The organism is Streptomyces sp. NPDC015127, assembly GCF_043080095.1.
Taxonomy (GTDB): domain Bacteria; phylum Actinomycetota; class Actinomycetes; order Streptomycetales; family Streptomycetaceae; genus Streptomyces.
This window is the reverse complement of sequence record NZ_JBIBVE010000003.1, coordinates 464771-481397: the sequence shown is the minus strand read 5'-3', so window position 1 is coordinate 481397 and position 16627 is coordinate 464771. Positions and strand designations below refer to the sequence as shown.

Below are 16627 nucleotides of genomic sequence, written 5' to 3'. Positions count from 1 at the left end.
GCGCCGCATGCTGCTCCCTCCCCATTCAGGCGTTGTCACTCCGGAACGCGAGAACGTCCGGATTCACAAGGTGCGGTGGCCGCTCGCCGCGCAGCATGCGCTCGACGTTCTCGACCGCCGCGGGCACCAGTGAGCGGTACATCTCCACGGTGTGACCGACCACGTGATCGGTCAGCATCACGTTCGGGCAGTTCCGCAGCGGACTCTCGGCCGGCAGGGGTTCGATCTCGAAGGTGTCGATCGCCGCACCGGCGATCGACCCCTCCCGCAGAGCGTCGGCCAGGGCCGGCTCGTCCACGATGCCACCGCGCGACGTGTTGATCAGTACGGCGCCGGGGCGCATGCGCTTCAGCTGCTCCGGCCCCAGGAGTCCGCGGGTCGCCCCGGTGAGCGGCAGGTGGATGCTCACGATGTCCGACTCCTCCAGCAGAGTGTCCAGGGAGCAGAACTCCACGTCGGGCCACTCGTCCGGGCGGGGCGTCCTGGTGGCGCACAGGATGCGGCCGACGCCCCAGCCGGCGAGCCTCGTGCACACCTCCCGGGCGATCCGGCCGAAGCCCACGAGACCGATGGTGGCGCCGCGCAGGGAGCGGCTGTCCAGCTCGCAGGGGCGGGGCCGCGGACGCATCTCGGCGACCGCGGCCAGCCGGTCGGGCAGCCGCAGGCGGAGGGCGAGAGCGAGCATGATCGTCGCCTCCGCCATGCTGCCGTGATTCTCCGGAGTCGCCCCGTTCGCCACCATGATCCCGCGCCGGGTGGCGTCGGGGACGTCGATGGAGTTGACGCCGCTCGACGCGAAGGCCACGCCCCGCAGTTCCGGGTGGCGGTCGAGCAGCTCCGGGCCGACGCGGGTCCGGGAGGTCACCACGAGGGCGTCCAGCGGCCCGTCGCCGGCCAGGAGCGGGTCCGTCGCGCGGACGACGTCGTGGCCGCGCCGGGCGAGCTCGCCCGCCACCTCGTCGAGCAGTTCGTCGAGCACCCGGTCGGTGCCGACGCACACGCGGGACTTCGTCATGCCTCTCGCCCCCGCGCGGGCAGCACAATGGTGATCGTCACGCGGCCTGGAACCCGTTCAGGTACGGAAGCCGCGCAGCCGCTTCGCTGACCTTCTCGGAGGTCTTGAGGAGCTCGGTGAGGGTGTCCCAGGTGCCGTTCACGAAGGCCTCGCGCAGCGACTGCGCGATCTCCACCTCGAACTCCCGCCCCGCGAGGCGGAACACGCCCTTCTCCAGGTCGACCTCGCCGACGGCGTCCGGGTCGGCCGCCCCGATGGCACGGGCGGCCTCCGCGTCCTCGGGAGACAGCGTCAGGCAGGGCAGGCCGATCGTCCCGCAGTTGCCGCGGAAGATCTCGCCGAAGCTCTCGCCGATGACGGCGCGCACGCCCCAGCGGTACAGGGCCTGCGCGGCGTGCTCACGGGACGAGCCGCAGCCGAAGTTCTTGGCGGCCAGCAGGATGGAGGCGCCTGCACGGGCCTCGTCGTCGAAGGGGTGGGTGACTCCCCGGGCGTGGTCCTGCTTGCGGTCGTCCTCGAAGACGTGGTTCCCGAGGGCGTCGAACGTCAGGTGCTTGAGGAAGCGCGCCGGAATGATGCGGTCGGTGTCGATGTCATTGCCGTCGAGCACCACCGTCGTACCTGAGACGGACCGGACGCGCGGGTCTACTGTGCTGGTCACGAGGGATCTCCTTAGGAAGCGAGGGGGGCGTCCGCAGCGCCGAACACCGCGGTCGGGTCACAGACGGAGCCGTTGACGGCGGCAGCGGCCACGGCGAGCGGGGACATGATCATCGTCCGGCCGGTCGGCGAGCCCTGCCGTCCCTTGAAGTTGCGGTTGGAGGACGACGCCGCCAGCTCGCGTCCCACCAGCTTGTCCGGGTTCATGGCCAGGCACATCGAGCAGCCGGCGAGCCGGAACTCGAAGCCCGCCTCCTGAAGGACCTTGTCCACGCCGAGGCGCACCAGCTCCTCGCGGACCGCGTTGGAACCGGGCACCGCCAGGGCCCGGACACCGGGCGACACACGGGCCCCGGTCCGCTTGAGCGCGTCGGCCACCTCGAGGAAGTCGGAGAGGCGGCCGTTGGTGCACGAGCCGATGAACGCGACGTCGATGGGGTAGTCCCCGAGCGAGGTGCCCGGCTTCATGTCCATGTAGTCGTACGCCTCGTTGTACGAGGCGGCCACCTCCGGCGCGGCGTTCTCGGGCAGGGGCAGCAGCCCGTCCACCGGAACCGACTGTCCGGGGTTGATGCCCCAGGTCACCATCGGCCGGATGGTGGCGCCGTCCATCACCACCACGTCGTCGTACGCCGCGTCCGCGTCCGAGGCGATGGAGCGCCACCACGCGACGGCGCGGTCCCACGCCTCACCGGTGGGTACGGCCGGCCGGCCCTTGAGGAACTCGAAGGTCGTGTCGTCCGGGTTCACATAGCCGCAGCGGGCACCGCCCTCGACCGCCATGTTGCAGATCGTCATCCGCTCGTCCATGGACATCGCGTCGATGACCTCACCGGCGAACTCGTAGGCGTATCCCACGCCGCCGACGACGCCGAGCTCATGGATGACGTGCAGGATGACGTCCTTGGCGGTGACGCCCGGGGTCAGTTGGCCGTCGATCTGGATGCGCCGGACCTTGAGCCGGTTCATCGTGACCGTCTGGGTGGCGAGCACGTCGCGGACCTGGGAGGTGCCGATGCCCAGGGCGACCGCGCCGAACGCGCCGTGCGTGGAGGTGTGGGAGTCACCGCAGGCGATGGTCATGCCGGGCTGCGTGAGGCCCTGCTCGGGACCGATCACATGGACGATGCCGTACTGGCCGCTGTCCGGCGACAGGAAGCGGAGCCCGAAGTCCCGGGTGTTCTCCTCCAGTCGGGTGAGCATGTCCTCGCCCAGCTGGTCGAGGAAGGGGCGGGCCACGGTGTCCGTGGGGATGACGTGGTCGGCCGTGGCGACGTTCCGCTCCGGCATGGCGACCGACAGACCCCGCTCGCCCAGCATGGCGAACGCCTGCGGACTCGTGGCCTCGTGGACGAGGTGGAGACCGATGAAGAGCTGGCAGCGCCCGTCTCCGTAGTCACGCACTGTGTGCAGGTCGAACACCTTGTCGTACAGCGTTGAGCCCATGAGTTGCCTTCCTTGCCTCTCGTACTCGGGTCACTTCGGTGCTTTGGTGGGGGCCGCGGTACCCGCGGTCACTCCGCCGTCGACCGCCAGGGCCTGGCCGGTCACGTAGCTGGACGACGGGCTCGCCAGCCATACGGCCGCAGCCGCGACTTCCTCCGGTTCCCCCAGCCGGCCCAGCGGGGCACGCCGCGCACGCGCCTGCAGCTGGTCGCCGGAGGGGTACAGCTCGCGCAGCATGTCCGTGTCGGTGGAGCCCGGGCAGACCGCGTTCACCCTGATCCCGTGGGGAGCCAGCTGGAGTGCGGCCGCCTTGGTCAACCCCACGACGCCGTGCTTCGTGGCCGCGTACATGGGGCTGCCCGAGTGTCCGAGGAAGGAAGCCACCGAGCCCGTCGTGACGATGGACCCTCCCCCTGCATCGATCATGGCCCTCGCCTGATGCTTGAGACACAGCCACATGCCCATGAGATTGGTTGCCACGACTGCGGCGGCATCCTCGTAACGGGCCTCCGCCAGCGGGCCGGTCGGGCCGAAAGTACCAGCAGTGTTCAAGGCGGCGTCCAGACGCCCGAACTCTGAGACAGCCGTGTCGACCAGTGACCCGACGCTGTCCTCATCGGTGACATCGCAGGTCAGGGCCATGCCGCGCGAGCGGTCCACCTTGGCGAGTTCCAGCGATTCCTGCAGCAGGGCGGTGCGCCGGCCCGCCGCGATCACCAGGGCGCCCGCATCGGCGAACGCGGCCACTGCCGCGCGGCCGATACCGCTCCCCGCTCCTGTGATCAGGACGACCTTGTCCTCAAGTCCCGCTCCGGTGGTGGGCGTTCGGAAATCGTTCACTGGATGTGCAAGCCTCCGTTCACGTCGACGACGCAGCCGGTGGTGTAGCCGGCCTCCTCGCCGCACAGGTGCACGACGGCGCCGACCGCCTCGTCCACCGTTCCGTACCGGCCCATGGGGAGCCGGCTCATCAGGTCGTCCCGGCGCTGCGGATCCATGTCCCGCCGCGCCTGAAGGAGCCGCTCGGTGGCGATCGGGCCGTGCGCGACCGCGTTCACCGCCACTCCGCTGGCCGCCAGTTCGTACGCGCACTGCTTGGTGTAGCCGATGACCGCGGCCTTGGCGGCGACATAGGCGGCGTTGCTGAAGATGGAATACGTACGTCCGGCGATCGAGGCCAGATTGACGATCCTGCCCCACCCCCGGGAGCGCATGGCCGGCACGCACAGCCTCGTGAAGGTGAAGCAGCCGACCAGGTTCGCCGTCATCGCATCCGTCAGATCCTGCTCGCGCAGGTCGGTCAGCGGGATGCGCCGGGTGTCCCCGCCCACGCAGTTGACCAGGATGTCCGGCATCTCGTCCGTTCCCAGCTCGGCCACGTGGTCAGCCACCTCCTGAGTGGCCGTCACATCGATGCGCCACGTCCGCGTGCCGGCCGGCAGGGGGCTCGCGGCCTTGGCCAGTGCCTCCTCGTCCCGGTCGATCATGACCACGGCGACGCCCTGTTCGGCGAGGCGCCGCGCCACGCCGAGCCCGATGCCGGAGGCGGCCCCGGTGACCCAGGCGCGTCGCTGCCTCGTGTCCGTGCTCGCTGTCACTGGTCCTCTCCCACTTTCCTTACGGCGCGCGGCACGCACCGGCCGAGCAGTTCCGGCGTCGGCTCAAGTCCCAGGCCCGGCCCGGAAAGCGCCGGAGCCCGGGACGTACGCCGGTCCACGTGGTAGGCAGGCCGGGTCAGTTCAGGGCCGAACCACTCGTCCTGGCGGCCGGCCTCGACGGCGACGGCCGAGCCCAGCCCGGTACCGATGAGGCGTCCGGCGGCCCACAGCGGACCCACCTCGCCCACCTGGACGCCGAGTTGCACGCCCAGACCGGCCGCCTTCGCCGTCCGCGCGAGGGTCAGCAGCCGCAGAGGGCCGCCGCACTTGGAGACGCGCAGGTTGACGAGGTCGGCGGCCTGGTGGTCGAGGCATGCCCGGATGTCCTGGGCCGAGGAGAAGGACTCGTCCAGCATCACCATCAGCCCGGCCCGCCTGAGCGCCGCCAGCTCCCGCCAGCGGCGTGGGGCGAGCGGTTCCTCCAGCCAGGAGAGCCCCGCCTCCGTCAACTCGCCCGCGCACTTCAGCACGTCGTCCGTCTCCCAGGCGCCGTTGGCGTCCACGGAGACCGTGGCGGCGGGCAGCAGCGCCCGTACCCGTCCCACCAGTGCGGCGGCCTCGGCCACATCCGGCCCGGCCTTGAGCTTCACGTGCGGGATCAGCGCGCTGTCGGCCTCCAGGAGCGCCGCCAGATACGCGACGGGATCCCGGCCCAGGTCCAGCACGGTCGCCACCGGCGCCGGTGCGGGCTCCTGGGCCAGCACATCGCCGAAGCCGGCCCGGTGCAGCGCCCGGAATCCGGCGACGCCGTGGCGCCGGCAGACGAAGTCGAAGAGCGCCGTCTCCAGTCCGGCCGCCGCGGCCGGCGCGGGTTCGCCGCCCCGGCCCAGGACTTCGGGCAGCCGCAGGCCGACGAGGACGGCGAGGGCCTCGTCCAGGGGGAGCCGGTCCAGTTCGGCGACGGCCCCGGGGAGCGGTACGCGGGCGAGCGCGTCCACCACGGACTCCACGGACTCCCCCGTGACGTACTCCCGGGGTGCCGCCTCGCCCCATCCGTCCGCCCCCTCGCCGCGGACGGCGACGAGAACGGACGCCGAGGCGGTACGCGCCTTGAGGGCGTGGCGGAAGGGGCGGCCCATCGGAATCCGCGCCTCGTACAGCTCGACACTCAGCATGCGCCACCTGCCCGTACGACCTCGGCCAGCCAGTCCCAGTACGCGTCCCGGGAGTCCGTGAACTCCAGGTAGTGGGACGAGACGGGGAACCGGCGGACACGGGCGTGCGGTGCGAGGGATCCGAGCACGTCCAGCGATGCCGCCAGGTCGATGATCGAATCCTCTGCCGGGAGCGCCACCTCCACCCGGTGGGCGGACCAGGGCCCGTCGCCCGCCTCCAGATACCGGTCCTCGACCTCGACCATCACGGCCCGGAACGAATCGGTCAGGGACCGGGTCATGAGCCCGTCGTTGGCCATCATCCGCAGGTAGTCGGGATCGGAGGTGTACTGCTCGTCCTCGATCTGCACGACGGAGTACGCCATGCCCTTGCGCTGCCGCGCCTGCGCGCGGCCGGCGTCCCCCAGGCGCGCACGCTGCTGGCCCAGCGCCGGCGCGCAGAACACGATCTGCGCGCCGGTCGGGACCCGGCCGGTGGCCACCATGGCGGCGAGGAGGCTTCCGCCGAAGCTCTGTCCGAGCACGGTGACCGGAGCATGCGCGGCGGCGGCGACCCGGGCCAGCGTCGAGCCGTAGTCGTCGAGCACGGTGCGCGCGTCGTCGAGATGGCCGCGCCGGCCGCTGCTGCGCCCGGAGCCCCGCCGGTCGAGCACGGTCAGCCGGACGCCGCGCTCCAGCAGGGCGGGACCGGTCTCGAAGAGCCAGCCCGCGTGGCTCTGCAGCCCGTGGACATAGAAGAGGTCGACCAGATCCGCCCGACCGTCGTCCCAGGTGTGCAACGCCAGCGACACGTCGCCGCTGAGCACCTCGCTGCGCAGAAGGCCGGGGGAACCGGTTGCCGTCCCGTCACGCATCGGCGCCGACGCCCGCTTCGTCCAGCCGGGGGAAGTCGCCCCCTTCCCACCGTGCGATCAGCGAGTCGGCCACCAGCTGCGAGAACTCCCGCCGGCCCGGGACCATCTGGCCGGACTCGACGAACAGGGTGCGGGCCGCGTCCCACCGGCGGCGCCAGTGCAGCGCGTCGGTCTCCGCGCGCTCGGGGGCGGCGGCGCTCCGGGCGACCACGGACGGGAACCACGGACGGTCCGAGGGCTCGTGCGAGGGGTAGTAGCGGAAGTCGAAGCTCCACCGGAGGCGGTCCGAGCCGTTGACGGTGGATCCGTGCGGGGTGCGCTTGTGGAGCAGGACGATGTCGCCCTTGGTGACGGGCAGCGGCACCGCGTGCGCCTGGAGGTCGCTCACCGTGTCGGCGTCCATCGGCCAGGGCAGCAGCTTCTCCTCCTTGTGCCTGCCGGGCACGACGAGCAGGCACCCGTGCTCCTCGTCCACGTCCATCAGCGGGATCCAGCAGGTCACCATGGTCGTGTCGTCGGACTGCGGGATCTGCGTCATCGCGTCCTGGTGCCACAGGGTGGGGGCGTGCAGCGTCTCACCGCGCCGCGCGCCGAACCGCCCGGACGTGTCGGGAGCGGGCAGCTTGAGGCGCACGTGCTGGTTCGGGCTGGCCGATATCTCGTCGCCGACCAGCCGGGACACCACATCGAGCACGCGCGGGTTGCGCAGCAGGGCGAGCACGGCGGGTCCCGTGTGCACCTTGCTGGCCGGCTGGAGCGAGGTGAAGGGCATGTGCGGCAGCGTGATGTCCAGCTCGCTCAGCAGCGCGGGTTCGAAGCCCGGCAGCGCCGCGAGCGCGACCAGGTGCTCGTCGAACGGCTTGCCCGCGAGGTCCTCGCCCCCGGTGAAGGCGCCGTCGCGCCGCCAGCCTTCGGCCCGCTCGGTGAGCAGCTGCGCGTACTCGGCGCGCACGTCCGTGAAGTCCTCCTCGCGGAGCACGCCTCGCACCACGGCGTAGCCGTCGCGGTCGAAGTCCTCGGCGAGAGTGGCCGTGTCAGTCATTCCTGTCCCCTGTTGTCTTCCGGTGTTCGTGCCGTGTCGATCTCTTCGAGTTCCTGGAGCAGGGAGGCATCCGCGTTCAGCCAGCGGTGCTTCACCTGTGTCGCGGACGCGCCCCGTGCCACCCGCCGTTCGGCCAGCCTGCGGAACGTGCCCGGCAGGACCACCCGGGCCCGCAGCGGCCGGAGCCGCCCGGAGCCGCGCTTGTCCGCGTACTCCGTGTTCACGCGGCCCAGTTCGGCGTCGACGTGCGCGCAGAACCGGTCGCTGCCGGGGCCGCTGCCGCCCTCCCACTCCATCAGCAGGACATAGCCCGGCGGCTGACCCCAGACCGGTACGACGGAGAAGCTGTTGGAGACCGACGAGTGCCCGGCGGCCGAGCGGATCGCCGCATGCACGTCGGACTCGCTCAGCTTCTCCCCGGTGAAGGAGGTGACGGAGCCGCCGCGTCCCTCGAAGTCCAGCCGGGGCAGATGCCCCACCCGGCCGACCACGCGGTAGATGTCCCCCGTGTCGTACCGGTACAGGCCGTTGGCCTGGCTCATCACCAGCCGGTAGGTGCCGCCGCTCTCCAGCGCCTCGGGCGTGTACGTCTCCACGTCCGGGTCCAGCGGCTCGCCGGCATCGGCCGGGTTGCAGGGCACGAACTCGAACAGCCCCTGGTCGACGGCGAGCGGGCCGGCCGAGGTGTGCGTGTCGACGGGGAGCGTGACGATGCCCTCCGTGCCCGTGGTGCTGAAGGGGATCAGCGGTATCCCGGGAGCGATGCGCTCCAGCCAACCGCGGTAGTACCGCGCGGACGCCGAGTTCCAGCACACGAGCAGCGACAGCTGCGGCCACAGGTCCGTGAGCGTCACGCGTCCGCTGAAGGCGAAGGCCGCCTCCAGCCTGGCCGCGACCTCCTGGTCGGCCGTCAGCCGCCGGTCGGGCGCGCCCATGAGGGTGCCGTCCCGCAGATCCTTCAGCAGCATCTCCAGCTCGTCGTTGAGCAGGTCGGCCAGGGCGGTGATGCGCGACGGATTGACCGCTGCCACCAGGCGGACGTCGGAGCCGGCCAGCAGCCGCAGCTTGACGTACAGGGACAGGTCCCCTGAGTCGTCGAGGAACCACCGCTCCCCGTACCAGGGCGGTGTCCAGTCCTGCGGGCCGACCGAGGACGGCCGTTTGGTGATGCTGTAGACGGGCAGCGCCTCGCCGGTCGCCCAGGGGCTGTGGACGGCCGAGCGCTCCCACGACATGTCGAGGACGTTGCCGGGGCGGTACCGGTCCAGCCCCAGCCGCTGGAAGTACAGGCCCCACTGGGCGTACAGCGCCGGTCCCCGGTAGCGGTTGCGCCAGTGGCGTGTGGTGGGGATGTACTTCGGACTGCCCGTGGTGCCGGAGGTGGTGAGCAGGGCATACGGGTCGCTCTCGGTGAGGACACGTTTCTCCCCCGTGCGGATCCGGTCCACGTAGCCGCGGAAGACGTCGTAGCCCCGCACCGGCACGGCCGCCTTGAAGTCCGCGACGGTCCGCACCCGGCCCAGGCCGTGGTCGTGGCCGAAGGCCGTCCACCGGGACTGTGCCAGCAGGTCCGCGAACACCCGCTCGGTCACCGGACCGGGCTCGCGGCACCACTGGCACTGCCTGCGGTGGGCGAGCCGGGTCGCCTGGACGAATGTGTCTCGGTTCACCGGGCCCGGTCTTCCCCCACTGTCCCGGCCGCGGGGCGTCCCAGCCGGTCCAGCACGGGCCTCAGCCAGTCCTCGACCGTCGCCCTGTCGTCCAGGCGGCTCTCCGGCAGGCTCAGCTCCTCCACGTCCTGCGCGTCGGTCAGGGTGCCGAGGACGACGCAGCTGCCGAGGTAGGCCATCCAGGACAGCTGGACCTCCATCGTCTCCCGCGCCACCCGGCCGAGGGGGTCGCCGAAGCGCTGCTTCATCGCCGCCTCCATGAGCCGGCGCATGGTCGTCAGGGCACCCTCGGCAGCGGCGCAGCGGCTGACGAGACTCCCGGTCCTGGGAATCGCCACCCGCTCGGGCGCCAGCGCGGACAGGTCCGTCCCCGCATCGAACCTGCCGATGAGCTCGGCGAATTCCTCGACCCAGTCCTGCTCGGTCTTCGTGTTGCCGGACACGCTCAGCAGAGGCAGCGCGCCTCCCGCATGCTGCGGGGCAAGCGTCTGGACGAGGTGCCGGGCCCATACGGACGCCGAGCAGTAGGACAGCAGCACACGCGGGCCCCTGGCCCGGCTCACCGTGTCGTGGCAGCGTCGCAGGCAGTCCTCGATCTCCTGCGGCTCCAGGCTTCTCGGCACCGGGAGTTCGACGACGGCGACCTCCGGGAACGCCTCCCGGACGACGGCCGCCAGGGCGGGTTCGGCCCGTGCCCCGGGGTAGTCGACCGTGAAGACCGTCAGTTCCTCCTGGCGCTCCCCCGCCGCCTTGCCGACGACCTCCACCAGTTCCGCGACGGACGAGTGCGCGGCCGCGACGATGTGGTCGACGCCGCTGCGGATGGCGCGCAGGAGCCGTCCGGCGTCCCGCTCCCCGACGAGGGCGAGGCTGTAGTCCAGTTCGAGGGCCAGCTCGGCTCCGGTGTCCAGGAGATGGATGTTGCAGTGGCGCTTGATGCTGCCGGTGCCCAGCGGGTGGGTGCGCCACGAGCCGTCCCTCATGGCCGGCGGCGCGATGGGCGCTTCCGCGGCCTGGAACAGGATGTTGGCGTAGGGAGCGAGGGTGCGGGCGGCGGCGTAGGCCCCCAGCTCGTCGAGCACCACCTCGACCGGCAGCTCGGAGCGTCCCAGGCTCTCCACCACGTCCGCGTGCACCTGGCGCACGTAGTCGGTGGTCCCGCCCGGTGTGCCGAAGTCGCCGACGAAGAAGATCTGGTTGGTGAACAGACCCGCGGTCTCCCGGTAGTCCGCGCGGTTGCGGTTGGCGACCCCGCTCATCACGACCACGTTGTCCTCGCCCGACATGACGTGGGCGGCGGCGAGGAGGCTGGAGAGCATCAGGCTGTAGGTGGTGACGCCGAGGGTCCGCGCGGCGGCGCGGACGGCGTCCGCCTCGCCGGGCCCGTCCCAGACCAGCTGTGCCGTGCCCGCGCGCTGGCCGCTCGCCTCGCCGTCCCGGCCGGCGATGGTGAAGTCGGGCGACACGCGCGCGAACTTCTCGCGCCAGTAGGCGATGTCGTCGGCGTAGACACCGGCCCGGGCCCGGGCGTCCAGCGTGCCGGCGTAGCGGCTGAACGGCGTCGCCTCGGGCAGTTCACCGCCCGCACCGCTGTAGAGGGCGAGGAAGTCGCCGGCGAGCAGGTCCACCGACCAGCCGTCGGCCGTGATGTGGTGCACGCTGAAGTACACGATGCCCGTGCCGTCCTCCAGCGGTACGCAACCGCCGCGCACGGGCGGCTCCTGGCCGAGCGGGAACGTCCGTCCCACCTCGGCACGGATCACGGCGTTCGCGTCCTCGGCTGACGCGGCCCGCGGGTGACGGGCGAACTCCGCCTTCTCGGGCCAGTCCGGCACTTCGTCGAGCAGGAGCTGCCCGGCGGCGTCCATGACGTAGCGGTTGCGCAGCGACTCGTGCCGTGCCACGAGCGCGCGGAAGGCGGCTTCCGCCTTGTCGGCGTCGAAGTCGCGGGAGCAGTACATCGCGCGGCCGATGTTCAGGAAGGCGGCCGACCCGTCGCCTTGTGCGTGCCTCCAGTGCCGCCGCTGCGAGGCGGTCGCCGGAACTGCGCCGGCGGGCGCCTCGGCGACCTGCGCCTGCGGTTCCGGCCCGGCGGACGCGGCCTCGTCGAGCAGATCGCTCAGCGGGCGGGGCCCGAGAACCCGGGCCACCGGTACGACGACGCCCAGCTCCTGTTCGATCCGCATGATGGCGGCGTACGCCTCCAGCGAGCTGCCGCCGTTCTGCGCCCACGACCGCGTGGTGCTCGCCGTCTCCCCGCCTGCCGGGTTCCGCCGCAGGGCCTCGAGCAGCACGGTTTCCATGGCTGCCCGCAGTTCGTCAGCTTTCATACTTTCCTGCCTGATGTAGACGTGTGGCCGTCTCGGGACGGGTGGTGGTGGGGGTCCCCTGGAACGGGGCACGTGCCGTTGCGCGCCGGCTGCGCAGGGAGGAAGAGGTCGTACAGCTACACCGCGTCACTCACCCGCCGCTGCGGGGGTGCGCGCCGGTTCACCGCCGAGCAGCGTGATCATGTCAGCGGTCCAGTCCTGGTCGCCGACACCGTCCTTCGCGAACATCTCCCGGACGTGGCCCAGGAACTCCACGGTGGTGCGGCGCAGTTCGTCGGCGTCCGCGCAGTCGAGGACGACGTTGCAGGCAATCGCGTCGGTGTCGGTCCGGGGGGCGCCCTCGCGGGCGATCTCGTCCACGGTGGCCGCGCCGGCCGCCTTCAGGTGTGCCGGGGAGACGCGCGACAGGACGTCGCCCTCCGCGCTCGCGAACGGGACGAACATGCCCGCCACCGACCGGCCTTCGGCACGGGACGGCAGGGGCTGGGCCGGCAGCCCGGCCGTGATCAGCAGGGCCTGGCGGACGAGGTCGAAACCGGAGTGCCGCTTGAGCAGCCGGCTCAGGTGCCCGCCGACGCGGCAGTTGATCTCGATGATCTCCGGCCCGTCGCTGCCCAGCTTGACCTCGGTGTGCGTGACGCCGTCGTCCATCCCGAGCGCGTGATGGGCGCCGATGACGAGCTGCTCGACCTGCTGCCTGAGGTCGGCGGGAAGCCGGCACGGAAGGATGTCCCCGGTCGTCGCGACCTGCCCGTGCCCCCCGCCCTTCCGGCCGCGGGTGTACACGGGGAACTTGCCGAACACCGTGATCACGTCATGGCGGCCGGCGATGCTCTGCACCTCGACGGAGACGTAGTCCGCCTGCCACGTCTCGTCCGACGGCGCGGCGGTGGGGATGAACTGCTCGGCGTAGAGGGAGCTCCCCTCGCGCCAGGACCGCTTGAGCGCCTCGCACCGGTCCGCGGTGTCCACCACCGTGACGTCCGTCCCCCCGGCGCCGCGGCGGGGCTTGACGACGAACGGGAGGCCGAGTGCCGTGCGGGCGGCATCGAGATCGTCCGCGTCGGCGAGCGTCCGCGCGGCCATGGCGCTCAGGCCGGCGCCTCCGAGGGTGGTGCGCTGGACGTACTTGTCGGCCGACTCGGCACGGCGGTGCCTGACGCCCAGGTGGTCGCCGACGGCGGCTGCGAGCTCCAGTTCCGAGTCGGCGAACGTCACCACACCGGCCAGCGGTGCGCCGGGCACGTCCAGTTGACGCTCGTTCACCTCGACCGGCTCGCCGAACAGCCGGCTCGTGAGAGCGGCGAGTCCGGGCCACTGCTCACGCACACCCGTCCGCAGGAGCGGTACGACCTCGATGTCGTCCCCCGCGGCGACCAGGATGTCGCGTACGGTGGCGGCGCCTCGGGGCGAAAGCAGCACCCCGACGCGGGACTTCACTTCGCCGTCGCTTTCTCGGCCGCCTCCAGCAGCGCCGCCAGCGTGCCCTCCGTGAACAGGACGTCGACGGGGATCTGGATGCCCAGATCCTCCTCGATCCGCTGGATGAGGTCGATCGCCAGCAGGGAGTGCCCGCCGAGCTCGAAGAACCCGTCCTCGGGATGGGCCTCGGTCACATCGAGGACCTCGCACCAGCGGTCACGGATGATCGACTCAGACGCCACGGAGCTCTCCAGGAAGGTGTCGTATTACGCCGGTTGGGCGCATGCGAAGGGAAGTCGGAACAAGATCACCGTACACCAGAGCGTCTCAGCATAAGGAAGAGGTTTCTCAACTGCTGAGACAGTCAGGGGAGTTGCGACGCGCGGCACGAGGCCGGCGCGCGCCGACCGCTCAACTCCTCACACCTTGCTGGTGGTTCCCGGTGCATCGGAGGCGGGCGCCTTGTCCTGAGTGCGCTGTTCTGCGCCTCCTGGAGGAACGTTGCGAATCCGGCGCACACCGGGCACGAGCAGCACCGCCCCGCGCACCGCGAAGTTGGCCAACGCCACGGCGACCAGAATGGCTTCGGGCCCCACGACGGCGACCAGCATGCCGGTGACCGCCATGCCCAGCGGGTTCAGAGCGAGTGAGCCCAGCCATTCGTACGAACTGACCCGGGACAGCGCGTCGGAGGGAATCTCGCGCTGCAGGGTGCTCAGCCACAGGGCATCGGCCATCGTCACACCGGTGGCGCCGAGCAGCGCCACCACCGCCACCGGCTCGAGCCGCGACGTCGTCGCGAGGGCGAGCAGGAACAGGGAGTCCAGCCCCACCAGCAGCGTGGAGACGAGCAGGGGCCGGGCGGGCCGCCACCAGAACAGGAGCAGACCGCCCACGACCGATCCGACGCCCTGGACGGCGAGGACCATCCCCCAGCTGACGGCACCCATGCCGCCCTCCTCGGCGGCCATGACCGGCCCCACCACGAAGATGGCCGGGCGCACGAGTCCCTGGTAGAAGCCGAAGCTGCTCACCATCGACCAGACCCAGCTGCGGCCCGCGAACTCACGCCACCCGGTGACCAGGGACTGCCGCAAGGACTCCTCCGGCGCCGCCGTGGGCCGGGAGAGCGGCAGCTTCGCGATCAGCACCGCGCTGACCAGGAAGAGCAGCGCATCGCCGAGCACGATGTAGCCGGGGTTCCAGACGAGCAGCAGCCCGCCCGCCGCGGCGGGGCCGCCGATGGAGGCGATGCTCCTGCTGAGCGTCACCAGCGCCGTCGCGTCCTGGATCCGCTCCGCGGGCACCAGGTCCGGCACCACCCCCGTGTTGGCCGGGGTGAAGAACGCCCGCGCGGTGCCCCACACGGCCTGCAGAACCATCACCAGCACGAGGTTCACATGACCGAGCACGAGCAACGCGGCGGTGCTCCCCTGGCAGACCGCCATGACGACATTGGTGACGACCAGAATGTGCTTCCGCGAGGCCCGGTCCCCCACTGCCCCGCCCACCAGGAGGAACACCAGCTGCGGGGCCGTCTGCGCCGCGAGCACCAGGCCGAGGAACGAGGCCGACTCCGCGGCGTCCAGCACGGCGAAGGCCAGCGCCACGGGAGCCATGGTGCTGCCGAACATGGTGAGGCCGCGGGCCGTGAGGTAGGGCATGAAGCCCGGTATGTCGAGCATGGCCCTGTGGCGTAGCGCGCGCATGGATTCCGTCCTGTGCGGTTCTGGTGGCTCGTGTCGTGACGGGTGCTCAGGCGAGGCTGATGGCCCAGGTCTTGCCGATGACGGCGCCGCGACGCTGCTTGACGGTGCTGGAGTCCAGGCCGAGGTCGATGCTGCGGCACCCCTGCGCGAAGGCGAACCGTACCGGGCCGTGGATCATCGCCTGGAGGTAGGCGAACTCCCGCCCCTCCACCTCGTCGGCGAGTCCGATCTCGTACCCCTCGAGAACGTCTCCCTGCACGGCCATGAACGAGACCGCCAGCAGGCGCCCGTCACCGTCGCGGACCTCCGAGGCATGGGCCTTGCCCGCGCCGACGGATGTGGCCCATTCCCGCAGGCGGTACTCGCACAGCCGGGGGTGGTCGGTCACCCCGTACTTTGCCTTGACCGCGCACACCAGCGGCGCGGCTTCGGCGAGCACCTCTTCGGCCGGGACGCAGCGCGCCGCGTAGCCGAGGGCCGCGAACTTCCGGCGGTCACGGCGGCAGCGCTCACGCTGCGACGGACGCAGCGCGGCAATGTGCTCCTCCTCGTCGGCACCGACGAGGAGGATCTCCGCGGTCTCGCCGAGTTCGCCGGCGGTGCCCCGCCCGGCGAGGCCCGCCGTGAACGAGCCGGCTTCCGGCTCCCGCACATACAGGGCCACCGGGTAGTCCCCGGCGGCCTCGGCCTCCGAGAACACGTGCCCGGCGAGGGCGCTCCGCACCTGTGCCGTTTCCTGCTCCGGCAGTTGGGCGGACGTCACGACGCCGGCGGCGAAGTCGCGGCACCCCCCGACGAACACCCACCGGCGGGGATCGTCGGGAACGGCGCCCCCGAGCGAACCGGCCATCGCCGCAAGGTCGTAGGCATCATTGACGAACCGTGAGGTACGCGGCTGATGACTCGTCACCGCGCCCACCACGCGCCCGTCGAGCCTGGCCACCGTCCACCGCGTGTCCCACCGGGGGTCGGCACCGGCGGAAACCAGCCGATGAGGCGCCAACCGCGCCGCGCTGTACCGGCATTGTCCTTCGAGCAGCCCGGCGGGCGCGTCGCTGACCGCCTCGATGATCAGGTTCATGTCGCAGAAGCTAACAGCCACTTGTGGGCGGTGAAACGTCGGCCCAGGGAGCCGGAGGGACCCCAGGGATCCTGGAGGGCCACAGCCCCGTGATCAGGCGCCGCCTGGGCCGCGGCCGCCCGGCTCCGCTACGTGAGGTCCGCGCACGCCAGATGCTCCCCGCACCGCCGGCACCTGACGAGAACCTCGGCGGGCCCCATTGACGCTCCCGGCGGCCTCGTAGGGCTCAGTCCTCGATCACCGGATTGCACGGCGAGAGGAACGGATCCAGGCGCTCCTCGACGACCCCCCTGCGCATGACGCGCACCCGGAACGCGTTGTCGGCGTTCGGGATGTCGCCTTCGTCGGAGCGGTCGTAGAGCAGCCCCCACGAGCCGGGGAAGCGGCGTGCGATGTACGCCACCAGTTCGTCCAGCTGCCCGGCTTCGTAGCCGATGTGGTTCGTGTGGCCGGTGGCCGTGACGACGTCCAGCCCGTTGAAGACGTCGAGCACGACCTTGCAGCTGGAGGACCACTGGACGGCGTCGATCCGCGCACGCAGCTCCTCGACACCCGCCCTCAGGGACTGCGAGTCGTCCTCGTACGGGTCCTCGGAGATACCGAACCAGCCATGGAACTCGTACAT

General features: G+C 71.4%; 15 protein-coding genes. All 15 read right to left on the bottom strand.

Annotated features, from left to right (window positions below):
- Positions 1–25 precede the first annotated feature (25 nt).
- On the bottom strand, positions 26–1015 hold the full coding sequence (locus tag ACF08N_RS08465) for an NAD(P)-dependent oxidoreductase (protein ID WP_392323808.1): 990 nt from the start codon (positions 1013–1015) through the stop codon (positions 26–28).
- Positions 1016–1052: 37 nt separating this feature from the next.
- Positions 1053–1676 carry a 3-isopropylmalate dehydratase small subunit 2 gene (locus ACF08N_RS08460; protein ID WP_392323807.1) on the bottom strand — a complete coding sequence of 208 codons (624 nt, stop codon included), beginning with the start codon at positions 1674–1676 and terminating at the stop codon, positions 1053–1055.
- Between the two features lie 11 nt (positions 1677–1687).
- Positions 1688–3121, bottom strand: a complete 1434-nt coding sequence (locus ACF08N_RS08455; protein WP_392323806.1) for a 3-isopropylmalate dehydratase large subunit — start codon at positions 3119–3121, stop codon at positions 1688–1690.
- A 30-nt stretch (positions 3122–3151) separates the two neighbouring features.
- Positions 3152–3961, bottom strand: coding sequence for an SDR family NAD(P)-dependent oxidoreductase (locus ACF08N_RS08450; protein ID WP_392323805.1), 810 nt, complete (start codon positions 3959–3961; stop codon positions 3152–3154).
- Positions 3958–4719 (bottom strand): SDR family NAD(P)-dependent oxidoreductase, encoded by a 762-nt coding sequence (locus ACF08N_RS08445; RefSeq protein WP_392323804.1) that lies wholly within the window; start codon positions 4717–4719, stop codon positions 3958–3960. The genes ACF08N_RS08450 and ACF08N_RS08445 overlap by 4 nt, the downstream gene beginning before the upstream one ends.
- Positions 4716–5894, bottom strand: a complete 1179-nt coding sequence (locus ACF08N_RS08440) for an enolase C-terminal domain-like protein (RefSeq protein WP_392323803.1) — start codon at positions 5892–5894, stop codon at positions 4716–4718. Before ACF08N_RS08440 ends, ACF08N_RS08445 begins: the two co-directional genes overlap by 4 nt.
- A complete protein-coding gene (locus ACF08N_RS08435) occupies positions 5888–6748 on the bottom strand; it encodes an alpha/beta fold hydrolase (RefSeq protein ID WP_392323802.1) in 861 nt (286 codons plus the stop codon). Before ACF08N_RS08435 ends, ACF08N_RS08440 begins: the two co-directional genes overlap by 7 nt.
- A complete protein-coding gene (locus ACF08N_RS08430; protein WP_392323801.1) occupies positions 6741–7790 on the bottom strand; it encodes a phytanoyl-CoA dioxygenase family protein in 1050 nt (349 codons plus the stop codon). The genes ACF08N_RS08435 and ACF08N_RS08430 overlap by 8 nt, the downstream gene beginning before the upstream one ends.
- A complete protein-coding gene (locus ACF08N_RS08425) occupies positions 7787–9460 on the bottom strand; it encodes a GH3 auxin-responsive promoter family protein (protein WP_392323800.1) in 1674 nt (557 codons plus the stop codon). The genes ACF08N_RS08430 and ACF08N_RS08425 overlap by 4 nt, the downstream gene beginning before the upstream one ends.
- The gene (locus tag ACF08N_RS08420) at positions 9457–11790 is read right to left on the bottom strand and encodes a condensation domain-containing protein (protein WP_392323799.1); all 2334 of its coding nucleotides are present in this window, start codon (positions 11788–11790) and stop codon (positions 9457–9459) included. The genes ACF08N_RS08425 and ACF08N_RS08420 overlap by 4 nt, the downstream gene beginning before the upstream one ends.
- Before the next feature lie 126 nt (positions 11791–11916).
- On the bottom strand, positions 11917–13230 hold the full coding sequence (locus ACF08N_RS08415; protein WP_392323798.1) for an acetyl-CoA carboxylase biotin carboxylase subunit family protein: 1314 nt from the start codon (positions 13228–13230) through the stop codon (positions 11917–11919).
- Positions 13227–13454, bottom strand: coding sequence for an acyl carrier protein (locus ACF08N_RS08410; protein ID WP_392323797.1), 228 nt, complete (start codon positions 13452–13454; stop codon positions 13227–13229). Before ACF08N_RS08410 ends, ACF08N_RS08415 begins: the two co-directional genes overlap by 4 nt.
- A gap of 177 nt (positions 13455–13631) precedes the next feature.
- Positions 13632–14897 carry an MFS transporter gene (locus tag ACF08N_RS08405; RefSeq protein ID WP_392323796.1) on the bottom strand — a complete coding sequence of 422 codons (1266 nt, stop codon included), beginning with the start codon at positions 14895–14897 and terminating at the stop codon, positions 13632–13634.
- Positions 14898–14967: 70 nt separating this feature from the next.
- Positions 14968–16002 carry a GNAT family N-acetyltransferase gene (locus ACF08N_RS08400; protein ID WP_392323795.1) on the bottom strand — a complete coding sequence of 345 codons (1035 nt, stop codon included), beginning with the start codon at positions 16000–16002 and terminating at the stop codon, positions 14968–14970.
- A gap of 226 nt (positions 16003–16228) precedes the next feature.
- The gene (locus ACF08N_RS08395) at positions 16229–16627 is read right to left on the bottom strand and encodes an Imm7 family immunity protein (protein ID WP_392323794.1); all 399 of its coding nucleotides are present in this window, start codon (positions 16625–16627) and stop codon (positions 16229–16231) included.